This window comes from Sphingomonas sp. LHG3406-1, from assembly GCF_029637485.1.
Taxonomy (GTDB): domain Bacteria; phylum Pseudomonadota; class Alphaproteobacteria; order Sphingomonadales; family Sphingomonadaceae; genus Sphingomicrobium.
The window spans coordinates 2,424,836-2,444,190 of record NZ_CP069128.1 but is presented as its reverse complement, the minus strand read 5'-3'; the positions used below and the strand labels follow the sequence as shown (position 1 = coordinate 2,444,190).

Here is a 19,355-nt window from a genome sequence, read left to right as displayed (position 1 = left end):
CTCTTGCCGGTGCGCCGGCTCGTCAGCGATTGTAAGCCAGGCCGAAGCCGAACCTGGTGCCCTGATAGTCGCCGAGCGGACGATCATACCAGGTGCGACCAACCGAGACCGACAGCGACACGTGCCTGGAGATCGGCTGGCTGCGCTTGAGGGAAAGGCTGGTCGCACGGCCCTTCTGGACATCGGGCTCCCAGTCAGATTCGTGGAGGCTGCTGCCGGTGCCGGCCCACAGCTGGGTCGAGCCCTTGCCGCGCGGATCCTTGATCTTGAACGAGGCGAGGTGGGCGAAGCTGGTGCCGCGCCCGCGCGTGTCGAAGGCGCTCAGCCGGTAGGAGAGGAAGCCGCCGCCGAGATATTGCGTGATCCCCGCCGTGGCGGCGCTGACGTCGACACCGCCCCTGAAGCGCGAATAGCGGCCGCCAAGACGGAGAACGGTGCCGCCGACCACCTTCACGTCGACGTCCTGCTGGGCGCGGAACTGCTCGAACACCGGGCTATCGTCGGAAGCGGCGATGGTGGTCACGGTCGAGATGCGATTGCTCCAGTCATGGCCGACCGAGGCCGTCACGCGGATCCCGTCATAGCTCTTCTTGCCCTTGCCGAAGTCGCGCCTGCCCTGGGAGAAGCCGAGGATGAAGCTGGTCGGACCCGTGTCGCGGACGAATTCGCCAGTGATCAGGCGCCGGCTGCCCCGGTCGTCGGAGAAGCCGGTATAGTCGCCCGAGAAGGACGTCTTGAACAACGAGGGCGGCCCGCTCTTCTCGCCGAACTCGGGTTCGCCCGGCTGGCCGTTGCGCAAGGTCTCGCCCGCCATTGCCGGCATTGCCGCCAGCAGCGCCAGCGGCAGGATGCAGAATGTCGTCTTGGTCATTCTTCCGGTCCTTTCAGTTCGACGCCGCTTCGGCGTGCAGTTGTTGCGCCAGCCGGTAGCGGCCGGTCGGGAGATTTCTTTCGATGGTGATGCGCGGCCCGAAGAGGCTGCCCGGGGCCACGATCCGGCCGGGCAGCACGATCACCTGAATCCCGAGCGCCGCGCCGGCTCCGATCCAGCATCCCAGTTTCTCGCGGCCGCTGTCGCGCCGCTCTCCTTCCCACTCGACCGCGACCGTGCGGCCGTCGAGGCGGTGGTTCGACGTCCGCACCTGCGCGCCGAGATAGGCGCCCTCGTCGAGACGGCTGTCGGCGACGAAGCATTGCGGGCCGATGCTGACGCCGTCACCGATCAGCGCGTTCTTGACCTCGGCCGCGAAGCCGATGCGCACGCCGTCGCCCAAACGCACGGCCCCGCGGACGAGGGCGAGATTGCCGACCAGGCAGTCGGCGCCGATCACCGCCGGTCCCTCGATCCGGGCACCGGCACAGACCCTCGTCCGTGCGCCGACCCGCACCGGTCCGCGGCGCTCGTCGATCACCGCCGTCGGGTCGATCGCCGCCGTCGAGTCGATGGCGCCTCGTTCGTCGGCAAGCGCCTCGGCGAGCGACTCGAGTTCAGTCCACCACATGGGCGTACCTCGTCGGCTTGTCGCGCTGCTGCTCGCGGCCGGTGATCAGGCCGGCGAAGCCGTGGACCAACCAGACGGCATAGGAGAGCAGGACATAGAAGACGGCCAGCGGCGCCAGCGGCACCAGCTCGGGGCGGCGATGGTGGATGGCGCTCAGCGCGCCAATCACCAGCACCGCGGCGACCCACAGCATGGGAAAGAAGACCAGGGGAATGCGCGCCCACGGCCCGTCCACCGCAAGCGGCACGAGGTGGCCGACATAGGCGGCGACCCCGCTTCCCACGAGCAGGAACATGGGCAGGACGCTGATCAGCCCGAAGCGGGTGAGGAGCAGGCGGCGGTGCAGCCGCATGCAGACTGCATAGCCGACGATCCACCGGCGCCAGCGCCGCCACTCCTCCGCGACCGTATTGCACTCCTGCGGATAGACGATGCAGCGGCTGACCTGCCGGACCCGCAAGCCACGCGCGACCAGTGTCCAGGTGAGGTCGAGATCCTCGACCTTGGTGCGGTCGGAAAAGCCGACCTCGCGAAGCACCTCCGTGCGGAACATCCCGCAGGCACCCGAGATGATGAAGGGAGCGCCCCCGACCAGCTGCTGGAAGGTCCGCTTGATCGCGATCATCGGCAGCTTGACCGAGGCGCGGATGCGCGGGAGCAGCCCGGCCCCGCCGAGCGCCGACGAAGGAATGCCGCCCGCAGCGTCAGCCCCATGCTCGATCTCGGCCAGCAGATAGCCGAGGCCGTCGCTGCCCGGCGGAACGTGCGTGTCGGCGTCGGTCAGGAAGACGGCCTCGGTCGCGACATAGTCGAGGCCGTGCATCAGCGCCGAGCCCTTGCCGCCATTGGGCTGGTGGACGGCGATCAGCCGCCCCGGCCACTCGGCCGCGAGCCGGTCGATCTCCCGCGCGGTGCCGTCGGTCGACCCATCGTTCACGCAGATGACCCGCGAGACGTAAAGGTTGCGGAGCAGAGCTTCGAGCGTCGCCCGGATGCACGGCTCCTCATTGTAGGCGGGCACCACGACATCGACCGAGCGATAGCGCCAGCTCGGCCGCCGCCGATGGATGTGCCACAGGTAGGCGAGCACCCCCATCGCCATGGCGAAGAAGAGAAAGGTCTTCATCGCTCAGAGCACCATCTTGTAGGCGATGAAGCCTTCGCTGGGACCGAGGTCGACCTGCGCCCCGCGGAAGTGGGCGGCGGCGCGTACCTTCTCCTCGTCCATGTACAGCCGATGCTCCTGGCTGGCGTGGAGCTTGAGGGCCGCGACCTTGCGCTCGAGATGTTCTCCGACCGGCTCGAACACGGTCGGCAGGAAATTGGGATAGGAGCTCGGAGTCTCGTAGCCGAGGATCTGCGGTACCTTGCGGCAGGCGACCGCCGAGGCCTCGTAGAGCGTTCGATGGTCCTGGTGCCGGTCGGCGTCGAACATGGTGTAGACCCGGTCGGGCCGGCAGCGCGCCACTTCTTCCTCGATGGCGGCGATGATCTCGTTCAGTGCCTGGTGCAGGCGCGTGTCGATGAAGTCGTGCTGGACGACGGTGGCGACTCCAAGCGAGGCGAGCGCCGTGCGGGTTTCGGCGCGGCGGTCGAAGTCACCTGGCGCGCCGCGATCGCCGGCGGTGAAGACCATCGCCCGCACCTCGACTCCTTCGGCCGCCAGCTTCGCCAGCGTCGCTCCGCAGCCGAGCTCGAGATCATCTGGATGCGCACCAAGTGCCAGCACGCAGCGCAGCGTGCGGCCAGCCTGGCGCGCCTCTTCCCTTGCTCCCTCTTCCCGCATCTACCCGCCCGTTTTCCCCTTGCCGGTGCGGCAGGAAATGCGGTCCCTTGGTTTGCGCTTTCCTTGTGTTTCATTCCGATACGGAGGCTTGGGCCGGAGGCATCTTTTTTTCTTGACTTTGAACGGAAGTTCATTCCGTCGATGCGCCAGATCGGAACCGCCCCCGCCGTTTGCTCGTTTTGAAGGCAAACGGAGACATTGATTATGAAGCGCTTAGCATGCTTCGCGACGGCTCTGGCCGTGGCGATGGCGAGCCCCTGCGCCGCCAGCTCTAGTGAACTTGGCCCCGACGAAAGTCCGGCCGCCCTGATGACCGCAGCGGCCACGGTGGCTGCCGCGCGTGACGATGCCTTGCCGGTCGTCGAAGGCAACAACCTCCGTCCTGGAGGTTATTGGTGGGCGGACGACATGCCTTCGGGCGGCGAGATGGAGGTCGTGGTCAGCCTCGAGGACCAGAAGGCCTATGTCTATCGCGCCGGCCAGCTGATCGGCGTGTCGACCATCTCGAGCGGGAAGGACGGGAAGGAGACGCCGCCGGGCATCTTCCCCATTCTCGAAAAGAAGCGCAGCCACTTCAGCCGCAAGTATGACAATGCGCCCATGCCCTACATGCAGCGGCTCGACCAGTGGGGCATCGCGCTCCACGGCGGCAAGGTGCCGGGCTTCCGGGCGAGCCGCGGCTGCGTGCGGCTTCCGGCCGCCTTCGCCGCCAAGCTGTTCGCCATGACCGAGGTCGGCGACCGGGTAGTGATCGGCTGACGGCACGGACTGGCCGGCGAGGGTTCTCCCCTGCCCTCGCCGGCTTGTTCGCTTACTTGATCTCCAGCCCCGTGTGCTTCGCCATGAAGGCCGTCACGTCGCTGGCTTCCTCGATGATCTTGTCGGTCGGCTTGCCCGAGCCGTGGCCGGCGCGGGTTTCGATCCGGATCAGCTGGGGATTGCCGGTCGGGTGGGCGTTCTGGAGCGCCGCGACATATTTGAAGCTGTGGCCGGGAACGACGCGATCGTCGGTGTCGGCCGTGGTGACCAGCACCGCGGGATAGGACACGCCGGCCTTGACGTTGTGATAGGGCGAATAGGCCAGCAGGGTGCGGAAGTCGGCTTCCTTGTTGGGATAGCCATAATCGTCGACCCAGTAGCGCCCCGCCGTGAAGCGGTCGAAGCGCAGCATGTCCATGACGCCGACCGCGGGATTGGCCGCCGCGAACAGGTCGGGCCGCTGGTTCACCACCGCGCCGACCAGGAGACCGCCGTTGGAGCCGCCCTGGATGGCGAGCCCGCCCCGCGGGGTAATCCCCTGCGCGATCAGCGCCTCGCCCGCGCCGATGAAATCGTCGAACACGTTCTGCTTGTTGGCGAGGCGGCCGGCATCGTGCCACGCCTTGCCATATTCACCACCGCCGCGAATGTTCGCAAGCACGTAGGCGCCGCCCTGCTCCAGCCACGCCAGACGAGTGGCGGAGAAGCTTGGCGTCAACGAGATGTTGAAGCCGCCATAGGCATAAAGAAGCGTCGGCGCGGGGCCGGTCACGCCCTTCTTTCGGACGACGAACATGGGCACGCGCGTCCCGTCCTTCGACGCGAAGAAGCGCTGTTCGACGGTGAAGTCATCGGGATTGAACAGCAGCTTCGGCTCGAACCAGGCGCTGCTGCTGTTGGTCGCGACATCGTAGCGGTAGATGGTCGTTGGCCGATTGAAGCTGGTAAAGGCGAAAAAGGTCTCGCGATCGTCGAGATCGCCCGAGAAGCCGCCCGCGGTCCCGAGGCCCGGAAGCTCGATCACCCGCTCCTGCGCGCCGGCCAGGCTGTGCACCCGCACCTCGGTCGAGGCGTCCTTGAGGTAGGAGAGGACGAGCTTGCCGCCGACCAGGCTCGACGAACTCAGCGTTTCGGCCTGCTCTGCCACAACGGTGCGCTTGTTCGGCCGCGCGGCGTTGACGTCGATCGCCACGACCTTGAGACGCGGCGCGCCGTCATTGGTCTGGAAATAATAGGTCGAGCCGCGATTGCCGATGTAGCTGTAGTCGTGGGTGAAGCCAGGGATCAGCACGCGCGGCCTGGCGCCCGCCTTCTGCCAGTCGAGCAGGGTCACTTCGTAACGCTCGTCGGTACCGCTGGACGAGGTGATGATGAGCGTCGAGCCGTCATCGCTGACCTGGGCGACATTGCTGAGCTCGGGCTTGTCGGGCCGGGCGAACATCAGCCGATCGGCCGACTGGGCGGTCCCAAGCCGGTGGTAGTGGACCGTCTGGTTCTTGTTGAGCGACTGGAAGTCCTGTCCTTCTGCGCTTTCGGGGAAGCGCGAATAGAAGAAGCCCTTGTTGTCCTTCGACCAGCTGAGGCCGGAGAACTTCACCCACTTGATCTCGTCGCCGACGGTCTTGCCGGTGGCGACGTCGAGCACCTTGAGCGTCCGCCAATCCGAACCGCCGTCCTGAATGGCGTAAAGGAGATGGCGGCCGTCCTCGCTCGGCACCCATTCGGCAAGCGCCGTGGCGCCGTCGGCGCTGAACGTATTGGGATCGATCAGCAGCCGCTCCGGGCCGTTCAGGCTGTCGCGCACGTAGAGCGGCGACTGGTTCTGGAGCCCGCTGTTGCGCTGATAGAAGTAGCGATTGCCCTTCTTCACGGGGGTTCCGACCCGCTCGTAATTGTAGAGTTCGGTCATGCGTTTCTTGAGGATCTCGCGCCCTGGCAGGGTGTCGAGGTAAGCGTCGGTGACCTTGTTCTGCTCGGCGACCCAGGCGGCGACGGCCGGATCCTTGCGGACGTCATTCTCGAGCCAGCGATAGGGATCGGCGACAGCCGCGCCGAACTGGGTCTCGACGACATTGTCGCGGCGGGTCTGCGGATAGGCGAGCACGGGCGCCGCCGGCGCGGCGGCTTCGGCAGTCACGGGCGGGGGTGCCACGGCAGTCTCCAGGGGCGGTGTGGTCGAGCAGGCGGCGATCGGAAGCGTCATCAGAATCAGGCTCTTGCGCATGGGTTACCCTTGCTGGGGAGAAGAGGTGGGCGAGTGCTAGCAGGGCTCGGCGGGCAGGCAAACAGGCTCCGGCCTTGCGCCGTTCGGCAAAGAGTCGCATCCCGCGCCCATGACCCTCGTCAACACCGACTTCCATGCCGCCGCCGAGGCCGAGTTCGAAGCGATGGTCGCGCTCCGCCGCGCGATCCATGCCGATCCGGAACTCGGGCTTCACTGCACCCGCACCAGCGCCAAGCTGAAAGCCTCCCTCGAAGGCCTGCCGCTGGAGATCCGCGATTCGAAGAGCACCAGCGGCTTCGTCGCCATCCTGAGGGGTGCCCGCCCCGGCCGCACCGTGCTGCTGCGCGGCGACATGGACGCGCTCCCGATCCATGAGGAAACCGGGCTGGAGTTCGCCAGCCAGACGCCCGGGCACATGCATGCCTGCGGCCACGACACGCATTCAGCGATGCTGTCGGCCGCCGCGCGCATCCTGTCGGCGCAGCAGGCCAGCCTCGAAGGCACGATCGTCTTCATGTTCCAGCCGGGCGAGGAAGGCCATCACGGCGCCCGCTTCATGATCGAGGACGGGCTCCTCGACGATCCCGCGCCCGACGGCGCCTTCGCGCTGCACATCTGGCCGACCCTGAAGGGCGGGCAGGTGACCAGCCGCGCGGGCGCCCTGCTCGCCTCGACCGATGCGCTCAACGCCACCATCCGCGGTCGCGGCGGCCATGCCGCCATGCCCTATCAGGCCATCGACCCCATCCCCGTCGCCTGCGAATCGGTGGGCGCGCTCCAGCAGTGGATCGCCCGGGCCGTGCCCTTCTTCGATGCGGCGGTGATCTCCATCACTCAGATCCAGGCCGGCACCGCCTACAACATCATCCCCGAGACGGTGGAGCTCAAAGGCACGCTGCGCACCCTGTCCGATACGCGCCGCGACGCCGGACGCGCGGCGTTCGAACACATCCTCAAGAGCGTTGCCGCGACTCACGGCTGCACCGCCGAGGTGCGCATCGACCACGGCTATCCCGCCACCCGCAACGACCCGCGCGCGGTGACCATGGTCGAGTCGCTCAGCACCGACCTGTTCGGCGAGGGCAGCTATGACGAGATGGGCAGCCCGATCATGGGAGGCGAGGATTTCGCCTACGTGCTCCAGCGGGTACCGGGCTGCATGGCCTTCCTCGGCGTCGCGCCCGAAGGCCATGCCGATCCCGAAAGCCGGCCCTCGCTCCACCACGCACAGATGACGCTGGAGGAGCAGTGGCTCAGCCGCGGCGTCGCCCTCCATTGCGCCTTCGCGACGCGCTTCCTTGCGCGCGGCTGGGAATGAAGGCGAGCCGGGCCTGTGCTACACGAACCTTTTTGGCTATATCCAGTGAAGATGATCGCGAAACTCGAAATGGCTGATTTCCGGGCTTTCCAGAGTGCCGCCACCGGTGACCTTCGTGACCTTGTTCATGTTGGCGCGCGAGGCTTGGAATGGTGACTCCCAAGCATCTCGGCCAGTCCAGTGCCCTGCCCGCCTCTCCCGAAGCGGCCGAGCTCGACTATGTGCCCAACCCGCGGTCCGGCAGCCTCTACCTCGTGCGCTTCGCCGCGCCGGAGTTCACTTCCTTGTGCCCGGTGACCGGCCAGCCCGACTTCGCACATCTGGTGCTCGACTACGCACCGGGCGCGACGATCGTGGAGAGCAAGAGCCTGAAGCTGTTCCTCGGCTCCTTCCGCAATCATTGCGGCTTCCACGAGGATGTGACGGTCGGCATCGGCCAGCGCTTGTTCGACGAGATGAAGCCGCGGTGGCTTCGCATCGGCGGCTACTGGTATCCGCGCGGCGGCATCCCGATCGACGTCTTCTGGCAGTCGAGCGCGCCGCCGGAAGGGCTGTGGGTGCCCGACCAGGGCGTGGCAGGCTATCGCGGGAGAGGGTGATGAACGATCTGGTGTCGACCGAATGGCTGGCCGCCAATCTGAACGCGGCAGACCTGGTCGTGCTCGACGCCAGCTGGCATCTTCCGGCCGCCAACCGCGACCCACGGCAGGAGTATGAGCAGCGCCACCTTCCCGGGGCTCGCTTCTTTGATATCGACATGCTGGCCGACCATGATGCGGCGACCAGCCACATGCTGCCTTCTGCGGAGGATTTCGCGATGGGCATGGAGGCGCTCGGCGTCGGCAGCGACGACCGGATCGTGATCTACGACGACAGCGCGCTGAGGACCTCGGCACGGGCCTGGTTCATGCTGCGCCACTTCGGCGCCCGGAACGTCGCCATCCTCGACGGCGGGCTGCAGCGGTGGATCGCCGAAGGGCGGCCGGTCACCGCCGATCCGCCGCCCGAGCGCCCCGCCCGCTTCGCCGCCGCCCACCAGCCGGGCGAAGTGGTGACCAAGGCCGACCTGCTGCGCGGGATCGGCGTGCCGGTCGCCGATGCCCGTGGCGCCGCTCGCTTTGCCGGGAGCGAGCCAGAGCCGCGGCCGGGGGTGGATCCGGGCCATATTCCGGGGTCAAGGAACGTGCCGTTCAGTGCGCTCTACCATGAGGACGGCCGCTTCCGCCCGCCGCACGAGATACGGCAGGCATTCGAGGCGGCCGGGGTCGATCCCGAGCGGCCGTTCGTCGCCACCTGCGGGTCGGGCGTGACCGCCAACAGCCTGATCTTCGCCGCGCGCCTCCTCGGCAATCGCGACGTCCGGCTTTATGATGGCAGCTGGAGCGAATGGGGCAGCGACCCGCACACGCCCAAGGAGAAGGGCTAGGCCCGGGTCTCGGCGTTAGCCGGGCTATGCCCGAGTCTCGGCGTTTGCCGGGCTATGCCCGGCCGGCGAAGAGGGTGTGGATCCCTTCGAGGTCGCGGCGCAGGGTCTCGCTGAGCACGTCGAGCGCGGCCGGGTGCGGCGTCTCGCCCTCGCTTTCCGCGCCGAGCAGCGCCTCGATCCCGGCGGCGGCCGCACCTGCCGAACGGATCGACCGGTCGGCGACGCAGGCGGCAAGCGCCGGCGGGGCGATCGGCATCAGCGCTTCGAAGGTGATGCTGTCCGGATCGCGGCGCGGCCGGCCTTCGAACATCTCCACCAGCGCCAGCGCCTGGCGCACACTGCGCAGCCGCGCCACCGCCTCGGCATAGGGCGCCGCATCGGCGGGTTGCTCGGGCTGGAAGTGGATCATGCGAATCACTGGTAAGCGCGCATGGTTGAGAAGAAGTGAAGATTGGCGCCGCCCTGGCGAAGGCCGGGGCCTCAGCCGCTCAAGCGCCAAGCTCCTAAGGTCAGGGCCTGAGCCGGGACGAGGTCAGGCGGCCGCGCTGTTCTCGAGGTCGCGGAGGATCCAGCCGCGCTGCGGGATGGTCTCGATGAACTCGGCCCCGTTGCTCGCCATGCGCAGTTTTTTGCGCAACTTGGAGATGAAGACGTCGATGATCTTCGGCTGCGGCTGGTCGTCGGCGCGGCGGTAGAGATGCTTCAGCAGCATCGTCCGGGTGACGACGTTGTTGCGGGCGAAGGCGAGCAGCTCGAGCACGCGATATTCCATCTCGGTGATGGCGATCGGATGGCCGTCGATGCGGATCAGGCGCTGCACTTGGTCGACCGCCATGCGTCCGCCGCACAGGGTTGGCGGAAGCTCGGAACCGGCCGCCTTGAGGCTGGCGAGCAGCTTGGAGGCGACGTCATCGGCATCGTCGCGCGGCAGGTTCACCGGCGCGCCGATCAGCTGCTGCTGAAGCTCGGCGACCAGGGCATGGGCTTCCTCGGCCATCTTCTGGCCTTCCTCGAAGCGCTTGCGCGAGCGCTCGAGCAGAGCCTCGACCTCGACCAGCCGGGCGGAAATCGTATCGTCGGCCATTCGTCCCCCGTCCCTTTCGTCTCGTTACGGCGTCTGGACCGACGCGGTCTGGCCGTCGCCGGCCGGCGCGGACAGGATGGTCTGGGTAAGCGGGCCCTTGTCGACCACCGCCGTGTCAGGGCTTCCCACCACCGAGCGGGCGCCAAGGGCAGCGCGATCGGCACCGGCCTTCTCGAGCAGGCTGTTCTCGCTCACCGGACGCGGCGCTGGGCCACCGAAGAGGGTCTGCACGGCCTGCTGCTGCGCGCCTTCGGCGGTCAGCGAGGCGGTGCCGGGCTTCGGCGGGGTCAGGCTGTAGTCGGGCGGGATCACCAGCGGCGCATTGCGGGCGACGCGGAATTCGTCGAGCTTGGTGCCGCCACCGCCGCCGCCGAAGAGGGCGCAGCCGGACAGGGCCAGCCCCGCGCCGATCAGGGTCATGAAGCTCAGGGACTTACGCATTATCGGGATTCTCCGAAGGCTTGGGCTCGCGGACCAGGAAGGCTCGCAATATCAGGATCACGACGCCGATGCTAATGCATGCATCGGCGACATTGAAGACCAGGAACGGCCGGAAATCGCCGATGTGAAGGTCGGCGAAGTCGAAAACATATCCAAGCCGCGCCCGGTCGACGATATTGCCGAGCGCGCCGCCGAGTACCATGCCCAAGGCGAGCTGGTCGCCGCGCTGTTCCTCGCGGGTCAGCCAGAAGCCGACGACGAGGGCGATCAGCGCGGTCATGCCAACCAGCAGCCAGCGGGCGGTGTCGGACGCGGCGGTCAGCAGGCCGAGCGAGATGCCGTAATTGTGGACGCGGGTGAGGTCGAAGAAGGGCAGGACGTGAATGTTCTGCCCGAGTTCGGTAAGGCCCAGCGGTCCGGCGACCAGCCACTTGGTGAACTGGTCGAGGACGAACAGCGCGCCCGCCAGTGCGAACCCGGTCTTGCCCCTCACGCCACCACCTCCGTGCAGCGATCGCACAGGTCGCCGTCCTCATCGACCTCCGGCAGATGACGCCAGCAGCGGCCGCACTTTTGATAGTCGACCCGGTGCGCGACCACGGCCGGACCTTCGACCACCGTGCCGGTATCGATCAGGACTTCGGAGACGATGAACAATTCGGCCAGCTCGTCGGCGGACAGCATCGGCCGGTCGGCGGTGTCGGGCAGGCCAATCGCGACCCGCGCCTCGAGGCTGGAGCCGATCACCTTTTCGCGCCGCATCGGCTCAATCTGGGCCGTCACCTGCTCGCGCAGAGCCCGATAGCTGGCCCAGATCTCCAGCATCCGCGGGTCGGCGGCATCGGGCAGCTCCGGCCAGTCGCTGAGATGGACTGAGGGCGCGTCCGGATAGCGGGTCGACCAGACTTCCTCGGTGGTGAAGACGAGGATCGGCGCGAACCAGCGGACGAGCGCGTGGAAGAGCGTGTCGAGAACGCTGCGATAGGCCATGCGCTTCGGATCGCCGGGCGCATCGCAATAGAGGCAGTCCTTGCGGATATCGAAGTAGAAGGCCGACAGGTCGTTGTTGCAGAAGTCGCTGAGCGCCCGGGCGTAGCCGTTGAAGTCATAGTCGCCGAGCGCCGTCTTCAGCTCCTCGTCGAGGCGGCTGAGCAGCGCCAGCATGTAGCGCTCCAGCTCCGGCATCGCCGTGATGTCGGTGACCCGCTCCGCTTCCTCGAAGCCTTCAAGGGCGCCGAGCAGGTAGCGGAAGGTGTTGCGGATCTTGCGATAGGCGTCGGACACGCCGGCAAGGATTTCCTTGCCGATGCGATGGTCCTCGGTGAAGTCGACGCTCGCCACCCACAGGCGCAGGATGTCCGCCCCGGTCTCCTTCATGAGGTCGAGCGGGTTGACCGTGTTCCCCAGGCTCTTGGACATCTTCATGCCCTTGGAATCCATGGTGAAACCGTGGGTCAGCACGGTGTCGTACGGCGCCCGGCCGCGGGTCGCGCAGCTTTCCAGCAACGAGGACTGGAACCAGCCGCGATGCTGGTCGGAGCCTTCGAGGTAGAGGTCGGCGGGCCAGCGCTGCTCGGGCCAGAGGCCGCTTTCCAGCGTGAAGACATGGGTGCAGCCGCTGTCGAACCAGACGTCGAGGATGTCGGTGACCTGCTCGAAGTCGTCGGGGTTGCGTCCCTCGCCCAGGAAGCGCTGCGCGGCGCCTTCCTCGGTCCAGGCATCCACCCCCTTCTCGCCAACGGCGGCGACGATGCGGGCGTTGACCTCCGGGTCGACCAGATACTTGCCGGTCTTGCGGTCGACGAAGAGCGTGATCGGCACGCCCCAGGCCCGCTGGCGGCTGAGCACCCAGTCAGGGCGGCCCTCGACCATCGAGCCGATGCGGTTGCGGCCTTTGTCGGGGACGAAGCGGACGCGGTCGATCTCAGCGAGGGCGCGCTGGCGGAGGGTTCCCCTCCCGCTTGCGGGAGGGGCTAGGGGAGGGCTTGTCGCCTCAGCCCCAGCAGACAGGCCCTCCCCCGTCCCCTCCCGCAGGCGGGACGGGGGAAGATCGATCGGCTGGTCCATGCCCACGAACCATTGCGGGGTGCAGCGGTAGATGACGCGGGCCTTGGAGCGCCACGAGTGCGGGTAGCTGTGGCGAAAATCGCCAGCGCTCAGGAGCGCCCCGGCCTCACGCAGGTCGGTGAGGATCGGGCCTTCGGGGCCGTTGAACTTGGGGTTGATGACCGAGCCCTGCCCGCCGAGCCACAGCCAGTCCTCGCGATACTTGCCGTCGCCCTCGACCGCGAAGACGGGATCGATCCCGACCGCCTTGCACGCCTCGAAATCCTCCTCGCCATGGTCAGGCGCCATGTGAACGAGGCCGGTGCCGGCATCGGTGGTGACGTGCGGCGCCGGAATCAGCGGACGCGGCTTGGCGAAGAAGCCGCCCAGGTGGTGCATCGGGTGGCGGGCGATGGTGCCGGCGAGGTCAGAGCCCTTAACAGTTTCCCATTCGCTCTCATGGAGAGAGAAGATGCCTGCCTGCTTATCTCCGCAGCGTTCCAAGAATGCCGCAGCAAGGGGCTCTGCCACCAAGTAGGTGTTCACGGTCCCGCCTTCCGGAATCAGGACGTATTTGATGTCCTCTCCGTAGGCGACGGCCTGGTTGACCGGGATCGTCCAAGGCGTCGTCGTCCAAACTACCACGAACGTCTTTAGGTGGCTCTTGTCTAGAAGAGCCTGGATTGCAGACGATTTCGTCTCCACGATCTCGAACGCCACATCGATCTGGGTCGACACCACGTCCTCATATTCGATCTCGGCTTCGGCCAGCGCGGTCTTCTCGACCGGGCTCCACATCACCGGCTTGGCGCCGCGGTAGAGCTGGCCGCTTTCCGCCACCTTGCACAATTCGCCGACGATGGTCGCTTCGGCCTCGAAGCTCATCGTCAGATAGGGCTTGTCCCATGCCCCAAGGATGCCGAGGCGCTGGAACTGCTCGCGCTGCACGTCGACCCAGTGCTGGGCATAAGCGCGGCATTCGGCGCGGAATTCGGCCGGGGGGACCTCGTCCTTGTTGCGCTTCTTCTTGCGATACTGCTCCTCGACCTTCCACTCGATCGGCAGGCCGTGGCAGTCCCAGCCGGGCACGTAGGGCGCGTCCTTGCCCAGCAGCGTCTGGGTGCGAACGACGAGGTCCTTCAGCGTCTTATTGAGGACATGGCCGATGTGGATGTCGCCATTGGCGTAGGGCGGGCCGTCGTGGAGGATGAACTTCTCGCGGCCGGCACGGGCGGCGCGCAGCTGGCCGTAAAGGTCCTGGCTCTGCCAGCGGGCGAGGAGCGCGGGCTCCTTCTGCGGCAGGCCGGCCTTCATCGGGAAAGCGGTCTTCGGCAGGAAGACGGTGTCGCGCCAGTCGCGCTTTTCGGTTGTGGGCTCGTCGGACATTTGGGCGGGCTCTAGCGGGCTGTGCCCTGAGTGTGAAGCGTCACCCCGGACTCGATCCGGGGCCTGCCTTCCTTTCGCTGTCGACGCACGAAGGCAGGCGGATCCCGGGTCAAGCCCGGGGTGACGGAAAGAGAAGCCGCCGTGCTTCCGCTTCGTCGGCCCGCATCTGCTCCGCCAGCGCGTCCATGCCCTCGAACCGGCGTTCGGGCCGGATGAAGTGGTGCAGCGCGACTTCGATCTCCTGGCCGTAGAGGTCGCCCGACCAGTCGAAGACAAAGGTCTCGAGCAGCTCGACCGGCGGGTCGAAGGTGGGGCGGACGCCGATGTTGGCGACTCCGGGCCGTTCGCTTCCGTCGGACAGGCGCACGGTCACCGCATAGATGCCGTAGGCGGGGCGCTGATAGTCGGAGAGGACCATGTTGGCGGTGGGATAGCCAAGCTCGCGGCCACGCTTGTCGCCATGCTGGACGGTGCCGCGGATGGCGAAGGGGCGGGTCAGGAGGCGGGTGGCGGTGGCGGTATCGCCCTGGCCGAGCGCCTGGCGGATGCGGCTCGAACTGACGGGCTCCTCCCCCAGCGCCACCGGACCGACCGCTTCGGCGGCAAGGCAGTACCTAGACCCAAGCTCGCGCAGCAGCGCGGCATTGCCGCCACGCCTCGCGCCGAAGGTGAAGTCCTCGCCAGTCACCACCGCCCTTGCGCCCAGCTCCTGCCCGAGCAGCCGGACGAATTCCTCCGCCGTGGTGGCGGCCAGCACGGCGTCGAAGCCGAACACCAGCATGGCGTCCGCCCCTGCCCCGCCGAACAGCTCCTGCCGCTGATCGAGGCTGGTCAGGCGGAACGGCGCGGCGTCGGGCTTGAAGAAGCGCACCGGGTGGGGATCGAAGGTGGCGACGATCGCCGGCGTGCCTTCATGCGCGGCCCGGGCGACGGCGCGACCGACCACCGCCTGGTGGCCGAGGTGGAAGCCATCGAAATTGCCGAGCGCGACGACCGAGTTCCGGAAGGCCTCCGGAATGCCGCCGCCTAAGGTGAGGCGCTGCATGTTGGCGCGGGGTTTAGGGGAGTGGCCGGCTTTCCGCTAGTTCCCGCCATCCGGGGTTCGGGCTGGCTTCGGATCCATGGTCGAGGGAGGTCCTTGTTGACTCTCCTGCACGCGCATCATATCTGCGCGCCATCCCGTTCCTCCGGTGTCCGGCGGCGCTTCGTTGCGTCCGCCGTTTTGGCGTTAGCCAGGGGGCACATGGAATGCGGGGTGCAAGCGACGAGATGGGACGGCACCAACGTCGGCCCGTGGAGCTAACACAAGGAAGAACGCACCTTCATGGCACGTATCGCCGGGGTCAACATCCCCACCAACAAGCGCGTCGAGATCGCGCTTACCTACATCCACGGCATTGGTCGCACCAAGGCCAAGGAAATCGCCGCCAAACTGAACATCGCTTCCGAGCGCCGGGTTCAGGACCTGTCGGACCAGGAAGTCCTGCAGATCCGCGAAGCCATCGACGCCGATCACACGGTCGAGGGTGACCTCCGCCGCGAGACCGCGATGAACATCAAGCGGCTGATGGACCTCGCCTGCTACCGTGGCCTGCGCCACCGCAAGGGCCTTCCGGTCCGCGGCCAGCGCACGCACACCAATGCGCGCACCCGCAAGGGCAAGGCCAAGCCGATCGCCGGCAAGAAGAAGTAATCGAGCTGAGGCGCTCGGCGCCACGCTTCACGCGTGGTGACGACCGCCCCTCCTTCTTCGGCATCACGCTTTTCAAAGGATAGTAGGACAATGGCACGCGAACCCCAGCGCCTTCGGCGCCGCGAGCGCAAGAACATCACGGCGGGCGTCGCCCACGTGAATGCGAGCTTCAACAACACCATGATCACCATCACCGACGCGCAGGGCAATGCGATTGCCTGGTCGAGCGCCGGCATGATGGGCTTCAAGGGCAGCCGCAAGTCGACCCCGTACGCCGCGCAGGTGGCGGCCGAAGACGCGGGCCGCAAGGCCGCCGACCACGGCGTCCGCACCCTCGAGGTCGAGGTAAAGGGTCCAGGTTCGGGCCGCGAGAGCGCGCTTCGTGCGCTGCAGGCGGTCGGCTTCCAGATCACCTCGATCCGCGATGTGACCCCGATCCCGCACAACGGCGTCCGTCCGAGCAAGCGCCGCCGCGTCTGACGCGGTCGCACCTGCTCACCAACGAACCGAACCTCCAGGGGACCGGACGCGGTCCCCGCACTGCCAAGGAAGCAAAATGGCCGTCAACGCAAAGAACTGGCAGGAACTGAAGAAGCCCAACGCGCTCGAGCGCAAGTCCGCCGGCGACGCGCGCCGCAAGGCCGTGTTCGTAGCCGAACCGCTGGAGCGCGGCTTCGGCATGACCCTCGGCAACTCGCTGCGCCGCGTTCTGCTCTCCAGCCTGCAGGGCGCCGCCATCACCTCGATCAAGATCGAGGGTGTGCTGCACGAGTTCTCGAGCCTTGCGGGTGTCCGCGAGGATGTCACCGACATCGTCCTCAATGTGAAGCAGATCGCGCTCAAGTTCGAGGGCGAGGGTCCGAAGCGGCTCCACCTGACCGCCACCGGTCCGGGTGAAGTCACCGCCGGCCAGATCCAGACCACCGGCGACATCGAGATCACCAACCCCGAGCTGGTCATCTGCCACCTCGACCAGGGCGCGACGCTCAACATGGAGCTGACCGCCGACGTCGGTAAGGGCTATGTCGCCGCCGCCGCCAACCGTCCGCTCGACGCGCCGATTGGCCTGATCCCGGTCGACGCGCTGTACAGCCCGGTCCGCCAGGTCGCCTACAAGGTGGAGAACACCCGCGTCGGCCAGGAACTGGACTATGACAAGCTGACGCTGACCATCGAGACCGACGGCACCGTCACCCCGGAGGAAGCGGTCGGCTATGCCGCGCGCATCCTGCAGGACCAGCTGGCCCTGTTCGTCGGCTTCGACGATTCGAGCTACCGCGCGGCCTCGCCGATGATCGGCCAGGCCGTCCCGTCGGCCCCGATCGGCGGCGGCGCGGTTCCGGAGACCACCGACACCAACCAGCTCAACCGCTACCTCCTCAAGAAGGTGGACGAGCTGGAGCTGTCGGTCCGCAGCGCCAACTGCCTGAAGAACGACAACATCATCTACATCGGCGACCTGGTGCAGAAGACCGAGGCGGAGATGCTCCGGACCCCGAACTTCGGCCGCAAGTCGCTGAACGAGATCAAGGAAGTGCTGGCCTCGATGGGCCTGCGGCTGGGCATGGACATCCCGGGCTGGCCGCCTGAGAACATCGAGGAGATGGCCAAGAAGCTCGAGCAGGAAATGCTGGGCTGAGCCGCTGTGCTCCGGCGGGGCCGGAGCACGGTGCCTTGATCGACGAAGAACTACTGGGCCCCGGCCTCGCCGGGGAACAGCAAGGGTAAGGGCGGTGCCCTCGATCACCGCCTGGCTGGACCTACCTCACACGGGGTCCTGACGAACGAGAAGGAAGACATATGCGACATCGCGTTGGCCATCGTAAGCTGCAGCGGACCTCGGCGCACCGTGCGGCCATGTTCCGCAACATGGCGGCCGCCCTCATCAAGCACGAGCAGATCACCACCACCCTCGCCAAGGCGAAGGAGCTTCGCCCCTACGTCGAGAAGCTGGTGACCCTCGCCAAGAAGGGGGGCCTGTCGAACCGTCGCCTTGCCCACGCCCGCCTGCTCGACGACGTGCAGCTGGTGAAGCTGTTCGACGTGCTGGCCGAGCGCTACGCCGGCCGCAGCGGCGGCTACACCCGCGTGATCAAGGCCGGGATCCGCCAGTCGGACGCGGCGCCGATCGCCATCATCGAATTCGTCGACCGCGACGTCAGCGCCAAGGGCCAGGACAGCGGCCCGGTGATGGCCGACGATGAGGACGGCCAGCTGGCCGCCTGAGCGGTTCACTGCTGACCGAAATGAGGCCGCCGCGGGAAACCGCGGCGGCCTTTTTCTTGGCGCAAACCTGTGGGCATGTGGCTTGAGGGGTCATTTAGCCCCCTTCGCTGCTGCGGTGCACCTCCCCACGAGGCGGGGAGGAGTTACCTCTTGGGATAGCCGGGCTGGGGCACGTTGGCGGTGGCCCGTTCGATCTCGTCGCCGGCGCGGTTCAGGGCATCGCGGATGACGGGCAGCGAGCGGACCACGGCCTGGCCGCCGGCCTTCACCGCGCCCTTGCCCTGCTCCACCGTGGCGGCGAGTTCGCGCTCGTCGGTGCCGGTGACGCTGCGGACGGTACGGCCGCGGTCCTCGCGGGTGACCGGACGGTTCTGGACCGCGGCCTCGAGTTCGCCGACCGGCAGGTCGAGGAAGGCCCTGGTCAGCGCGCCGACCATCGACCCGAGCTGGTCGACCATGCGTCCGTCGACGATCTCCGGCGGGAGCTCGGCTGGGCGTTGCGGCTCGGGCGGGCGGGCTTGGGGCTGGGGCTGGGCAGCGACGGGCGCGGCGGTGGCCATCAGGGCCAGAAACATGAGCTTACGCATGACAAATCCCTCGGCATGATGCGCGAATCTGCCGGCAATCATAGCAGGCCGGGCCGACCCCTGCCTGAACGGCGGTTCAGCGAAGGCTGAGCCATACCAGTGCCGCCGCGCCGGCGATGATCCGGTACCAGGCGAACGGGGCGAAACCGTAGCGGGTGACGAAGCCGACGAACAGCTTCACCACGATCAGCGCGACGATGAAGCTCACCAGGCTGCCGATCAGGATGTTGCCGTACATGTCGGCCGGGATCCGCTCGTGGTGCTTGGCGAGATAGTAGACGGTCGCGCCCGACAGGGTCGGCATGGCGAGGAAGAAGCTGAACTCGGCCGCGGTCTTGCGGTCGACGCCGATGCTCATGGCGCCGAGAATGGTCGCGCCCGAGCGGCTGACCCCGGGGATCATCGCCAGGCACTGGATGAGGCCGACAGTGGCGGACTGCCGCAGGCTGAGATTCTGGACCCCGCCGCACTCCCTCGGCTTCACCAGCCGCTCGATGATGAGAATGGCGACACCGCCGATGATGAGGGCCCAGGCGACCACCACCGCATTGCCGAGCAGGGATTCGATGTAGTCGCCGATGAGCAGGGCCAGGATCACTGCAGGCACGCAGGCGACGAGGAGGTTGCGGACGAACCGCCAGGCGCCGGCTTCCTTGCGAAACAGGCCGGTGAACACGTCCCAGAAGGTGCGCCAGTAGAGCACGATGATGGCGAAGATGGCGCCCGGCTGGATGGCGACGTTGAACGCCTCCCAGTCGGTCGCGCTGAAGCCGAGCAGTTCGGTCGCGAGGATCAGGTGGCCGGTCGAGGAAACGGGCAGATATTCGGTGAGCCCCTCGACGATGCCGAGGATGATGACCAGCCAGATGATCGGCAT

General features: G+C 67.2%; 21 protein-coding genes. 8 read left to right on the top strand and 13 right to left on the bottom strand.

Annotated features, from left to right (window positions below; all coding sequences use genetic code 11):
* Positions 1–22: 22 nt before the first annotated feature.
* Genes JOY29_RS11925 through JOY29_RS11910 form a run of 4 tightly spaced genes read right to left on the bottom strand, consistent with a single transcriptional unit; the run spans position 23 to position 3,288 of the window.
* Positions 23–871 (bottom strand): YaiO family outer membrane beta-barrel protein, encoded by an 849-nt coding sequence (locus JOY29_RS11925; protein ID WP_300973748.1) that lies wholly within the window; start codon positions 869–871, stop codon positions 23–25.
* A gap of 13 nt (positions 872–884) precedes the next feature.
* Positions 885–1,502, bottom strand: coding sequence for a hypothetical protein (locus tag JOY29_RS11920; RefSeq protein WP_300973747.1), 618 nt, complete (start codon positions 1,500–1,502; stop codon positions 885–887).
* On the bottom strand, positions 1,489–2,628 hold the full coding sequence (locus JOY29_RS11915) for a glycosyltransferase family 2 protein (protein WP_300973746.1): 1,140 nt from the start codon (positions 2,626–2,628) through the stop codon (positions 1,489–1,491). The genes JOY29_RS11920 and JOY29_RS11915 overlap by 14 nt, the downstream gene beginning before the upstream one ends.
* Positions 2,629–2,631: 3 nt before the next feature.
* On the bottom strand, positions 2,632–3,288 hold the full coding sequence (locus JOY29_RS11910; protein ID WP_300973745.1) for a PIG-L deacetylase family protein: 657 nt from the start codon (positions 3,286–3,288) through the stop codon (positions 2,632–2,634).
* A 204-nt stretch (positions 3,289–3,492) separates the two neighbouring features.
* On the opposite strand from JOY29_RS11910, the gene JOY29_RS11905 reads away from it, so the two are divergent.
* Positions 3,493–4,047, top strand: a complete 555-nt coding sequence (locus tag JOY29_RS11905) for a L,D-transpeptidase family protein (protein WP_300973744.1) — start codon at positions 3,493–3,495, stop codon at positions 4,045–4,047.
* Between the two features lie 52 nt (positions 4,048–4,099).
* On the opposite strand, the gene JOY29_RS11900 is transcribed toward JOY29_RS11905, so the two are convergent.
* Positions 4,100–6,271 carry a prolyl oligopeptidase family serine peptidase gene (locus JOY29_RS11900; RefSeq protein ID WP_300973743.1) on the bottom strand — a complete coding sequence of 724 codons (2,172 nt, stop codon included), beginning with the start codon at positions 6,269–6,271 and terminating at the stop codon, positions 4,100–4,102.
* Between the two features lie 109 nt (positions 6,272–6,380).
* Between JOY29_RS11900 and JOY29_RS11895 the strand changes: the two genes are divergently transcribed.
* The 3 genes from JOY29_RS11895 to sseA all read left to right on the top strand — a co-directional run bounded on the left by JOY29_RS11895 (position 6,381) and on the right by sseA (position 9,015).
* Positions 6,381–7,589, top strand: a complete 1,209-nt coding sequence (locus tag JOY29_RS11895) for a M20 family metallopeptidase (protein ID WP_300973742.1) — start codon at positions 6,381–6,383, stop codon at positions 7,587–7,589.
* Positions 7,590–7,738: 149 nt separating this feature from the next.
* Positions 7,739–8,188, top strand: a complete 450-nt coding sequence (queF, locus tag JOY29_RS11890) for a preQ(1) synthase (protein ID WP_300973741.1) — start codon at positions 7,739–7,741, stop codon at positions 8,186–8,188.
* Positions 8,188–9,015: a 3-mercaptopyruvate sulfurtransferase gene (sseA, locus tag JOY29_RS11885; protein WP_300973740.1), complete on the top strand. Its 828-nt coding sequence runs from the start codon at positions 8,188–8,190 to the stop codon at positions 9,013–9,015. Before queF ends, sseA begins: the two co-directional genes overlap by 1 nt.
* A gap of 52 nt (positions 9,016–9,067) precedes the next feature.
* Here the strand turns inward: sseA and JOY29_RS11880 are convergent, their stop codons facing one another.
* From JOY29_RS11880 to JOY29_RS11855, 6 genes are all read right to left on the bottom strand, one after another.
* Positions 9,068–9,424, bottom strand: coding sequence for a hypothetical protein (locus JOY29_RS11880; protein ID WP_300973739.1), 357 nt, complete (start codon positions 9,422–9,424; stop codon positions 9,068–9,070).
* Between the two features lie 123 nt (positions 9,425–9,547).
* The gene (locus tag JOY29_RS11875; RefSeq protein WP_300973738.1) at positions 9,548–10,099 is read right to left on the bottom strand and encodes a winged helix-turn-helix domain-containing protein; all 552 of its coding nucleotides are present in this window, start codon (positions 10,097–10,099) and stop codon (positions 9,548–9,550) included.
* Between the two features lie 24 nt (positions 10,100–10,123).
* Positions 10,124–10,540, bottom strand: coding sequence for a DUF3035 domain-containing protein (locus JOY29_RS11870; protein ID WP_300973737.1), 417 nt, complete (start codon positions 10,538–10,540; stop codon positions 10,124–10,126).
* Positions 10,533–11,033: a signal peptidase II gene (gene lspA, locus JOY29_RS11865; protein ID WP_300973736.1), complete on the bottom strand. Its 501-nt coding sequence runs from the start codon at positions 11,031–11,033 to the stop codon at positions 10,533–10,535. Before lspA ends, JOY29_RS11870 begins: the two co-directional genes overlap by 8 nt.
* The gene (gene ileS, locus JOY29_RS11860; RefSeq protein WP_300973735.1) at positions 11,030–13,972 is read right to left on the bottom strand and encodes an isoleucine--tRNA ligase; all 2,943 of its coding nucleotides are present in this window, start codon (positions 13,970–13,972) and stop codon (positions 11,030–11,032) included. Before ileS ends, lspA begins: the two co-directional genes overlap by 4 nt.
* Positions 13,973–14,081: 109 nt before the next feature.
* Positions 14,082–15,017 (bottom strand): bifunctional riboflavin kinase/FAD synthetase, encoded by a 936-nt coding sequence (locus JOY29_RS11855; RefSeq protein ID WP_300973734.1) that lies wholly within the window; start codon positions 15,015–15,017, stop codon positions 14,082–14,084.
* 279 nt (positions 15,018–15,296) lie between these two features.
* On the opposite strand from JOY29_RS11855, the gene rpsM reads away from it, so the two are divergent.
* The 4 genes from rpsM to rplQ all read left to right on the top strand — a co-directional run bounded on the left by rpsM (position 15,297) and on the right by rplQ (position 17,891).
* On the top strand, positions 15,297–15,665 hold the full coding sequence (gene rpsM / locus JOY29_RS11850) for a 30S ribosomal protein S13 (RefSeq protein WP_300973733.1): 369 nt from the start codon (positions 15,297–15,299) through the stop codon (positions 15,663–15,665).
* A 90-nt stretch (positions 15,666–15,755) separates the two neighbouring features.
* Positions 15,756–16,145, top strand: coding sequence for a 30S ribosomal protein S11 (gene rpsK, locus JOY29_RS11845; protein WP_300973732.1), 390 nt, complete (start codon positions 15,756–15,758; stop codon positions 16,143–16,145).
* A 76-nt stretch (positions 16,146–16,221) separates the two neighbouring features.
* Positions 16,222–17,304: a DNA-directed RNA polymerase subunit alpha gene (locus JOY29_RS11840; protein ID WP_300973731.1), complete on the top strand. Its 1,083-nt coding sequence runs from the start codon at positions 16,222–16,224 to the stop codon at positions 17,302–17,304.
* Between the two features lie 161 nt (positions 17,305–17,465).
* Positions 17,466–17,891 (top strand): 50S ribosomal protein L17, encoded by a 426-nt coding sequence (rplQ, locus tag JOY29_RS11835; protein ID WP_300973730.1) that lies wholly within the window; start codon positions 17,466–17,468, stop codon positions 17,889–17,891.
* A 143-nt stretch (positions 17,892–18,034) separates the two neighbouring features.
* On the opposite strand, the gene JOY29_RS11830 is transcribed toward rplQ, so the two are convergent.
* Both JOY29_RS11830 and JOY29_RS11825 read right to left on the bottom strand, forming a co-directional pair.
* Positions 18,035–18,478, bottom strand: coding sequence for a hypothetical protein (locus JOY29_RS11830; RefSeq protein WP_300973729.1), 444 nt, complete (start codon positions 18,476–18,478; stop codon positions 18,035–18,037).
* 76 nt (positions 18,479–18,554) lie between these two features.
* On the bottom strand, positions 18,555–19,355 hold the full coding sequence (locus JOY29_RS11825) for an undecaprenyl-diphosphate phosphatase (protein ID WP_300973728.1): 801 nt from the start codon (positions 19,353–19,355) through the stop codon (positions 18,555–18,557).

Bases quoted from the DNA above. Each gene is read 5' to 3' on its own strand.
- JOY29_RS11925 (WP_300973748.1), bottom strand. From the start codon at position 871: ATGACCAAGACGACATTCTGCATCCTGCCGCTGGCGCTGCTGGCGGCA.
- JOY29_RS11920 (WP_300973747.1), bottom strand. From the start codon at position 1,502: ATGTGGTGGACTGAACTCGAGTCGCTCGCCGAGGCGCTTGCCGACGAA.
- JOY29_RS11915 (WP_300973746.1), bottom strand. From the start codon at position 2,628: ATGAAGACCTTTCTCTTCTTCGCCATGGCGATGGGGGTGCTCGCCTAC.
- JOY29_RS11910 (WP_300973745.1), bottom strand. From the start codon at position 3,288: ATGCGGGAAGAGGGAGCAAGGGAAGAGGCGCGCCAGGCTGGCCGCACG.
- JOY29_RS11905 (WP_300973744.1), top strand. From the start codon at position 3,493: ATGAAGCGCTTAGCATGCTTCGCGACGGCTCTGGCCGTGGCGATGGCG.
- JOY29_RS11900 (WP_300973743.1), bottom strand. From the start codon at position 6,271: ATGCGCAAGAGCCTGATTCTGATGACGCTTCCGATCGCCGCCTGCTCG.
- JOY29_RS11895 (WP_300973742.1), top strand. From the start codon at position 6,381: ATGACCCTCGTCAACACCGACTTCCATGCCGCCGCCGAGGCCGAGTTC.
- queF (WP_300973741.1), top strand. From the start codon at position 7,739: ATGGTGACTCCCAAGCATCTCGGCCAGTCCAGTGCCCTGCCCGCCTCT.
- sseA (WP_300973740.1), top strand. From the start codon at position 8,188: ATGAACGATCTGGTGTCGACCGAATGGCTGGCCGCCAATCTGAACGCG.
- JOY29_RS11880 (WP_300973739.1), bottom strand. From the start codon at position 9,424: ATGATCCACTTCCAGCCCGAGCAACCCGCCGATGCGGCGCCCTATGCC.
- JOY29_RS11875 (WP_300973738.1), bottom strand. From the start codon at position 10,099: ATGGCCGACGATACGATTTCCGCCCGGCTGGTCGAGGTCGAGGCTCTG.
- JOY29_RS11870 (WP_300973737.1), bottom strand. From the start codon at position 10,540: ATGCGTAAGTCCCTGAGCTTCATGACCCTGATCGGCGCGGGGCTGGCC.
- ileS (WP_300973735.1), bottom strand. From the start codon at position 13,972: ATGTCCGACGAGCCCACAACCGAAAAGCGCGACTGGCGCGACACCGTC.
- JOY29_RS11855 (WP_300973734.1), bottom strand. From the start codon at position 15,017: ATGCAGCGCCTCACCTTAGGCGGCGGCATTCCGGAGGCCTTCCGGAAC.
- rpsM (WP_300973733.1), top strand. From the start codon at position 15,297: ATGGCACGTATCGCCGGGGTCAACATCCCCACCAACAAGCGCGTCGAG.
- rpsK (WP_300973732.1), top strand. From the start codon at position 15,756: ATGGCACGCGAACCCCAGCGCCTTCGGCGCCGCGAGCGCAAGAACATC.
- JOY29_RS11840 (WP_300973731.1), top strand. From the start codon at position 16,222: ATGGCCGTCAACGCAAAGAACTGGCAGGAACTGAAGAAGCCCAACGCG.
- rplQ (WP_300973730.1), top strand. From the start codon at position 17,466: ATGCGACATCGCGTTGGCCATCGTAAGCTGCAGCGGACCTCGGCGCAC.
- JOY29_RS11830 (WP_300973729.1), bottom strand. From the start codon at position 18,478: ATGCGTAAGCTCATGTTTCTGGCCCTGATGGCCACCGCCGCGCCCGTC.
- JOY29_RS11825 (WP_300973728.1), bottom strand. From the start codon at position 19,355: ATGCCGATCATCTGGCTGGTCATCATCCTCGGCATCGTCGAGGGGCTC.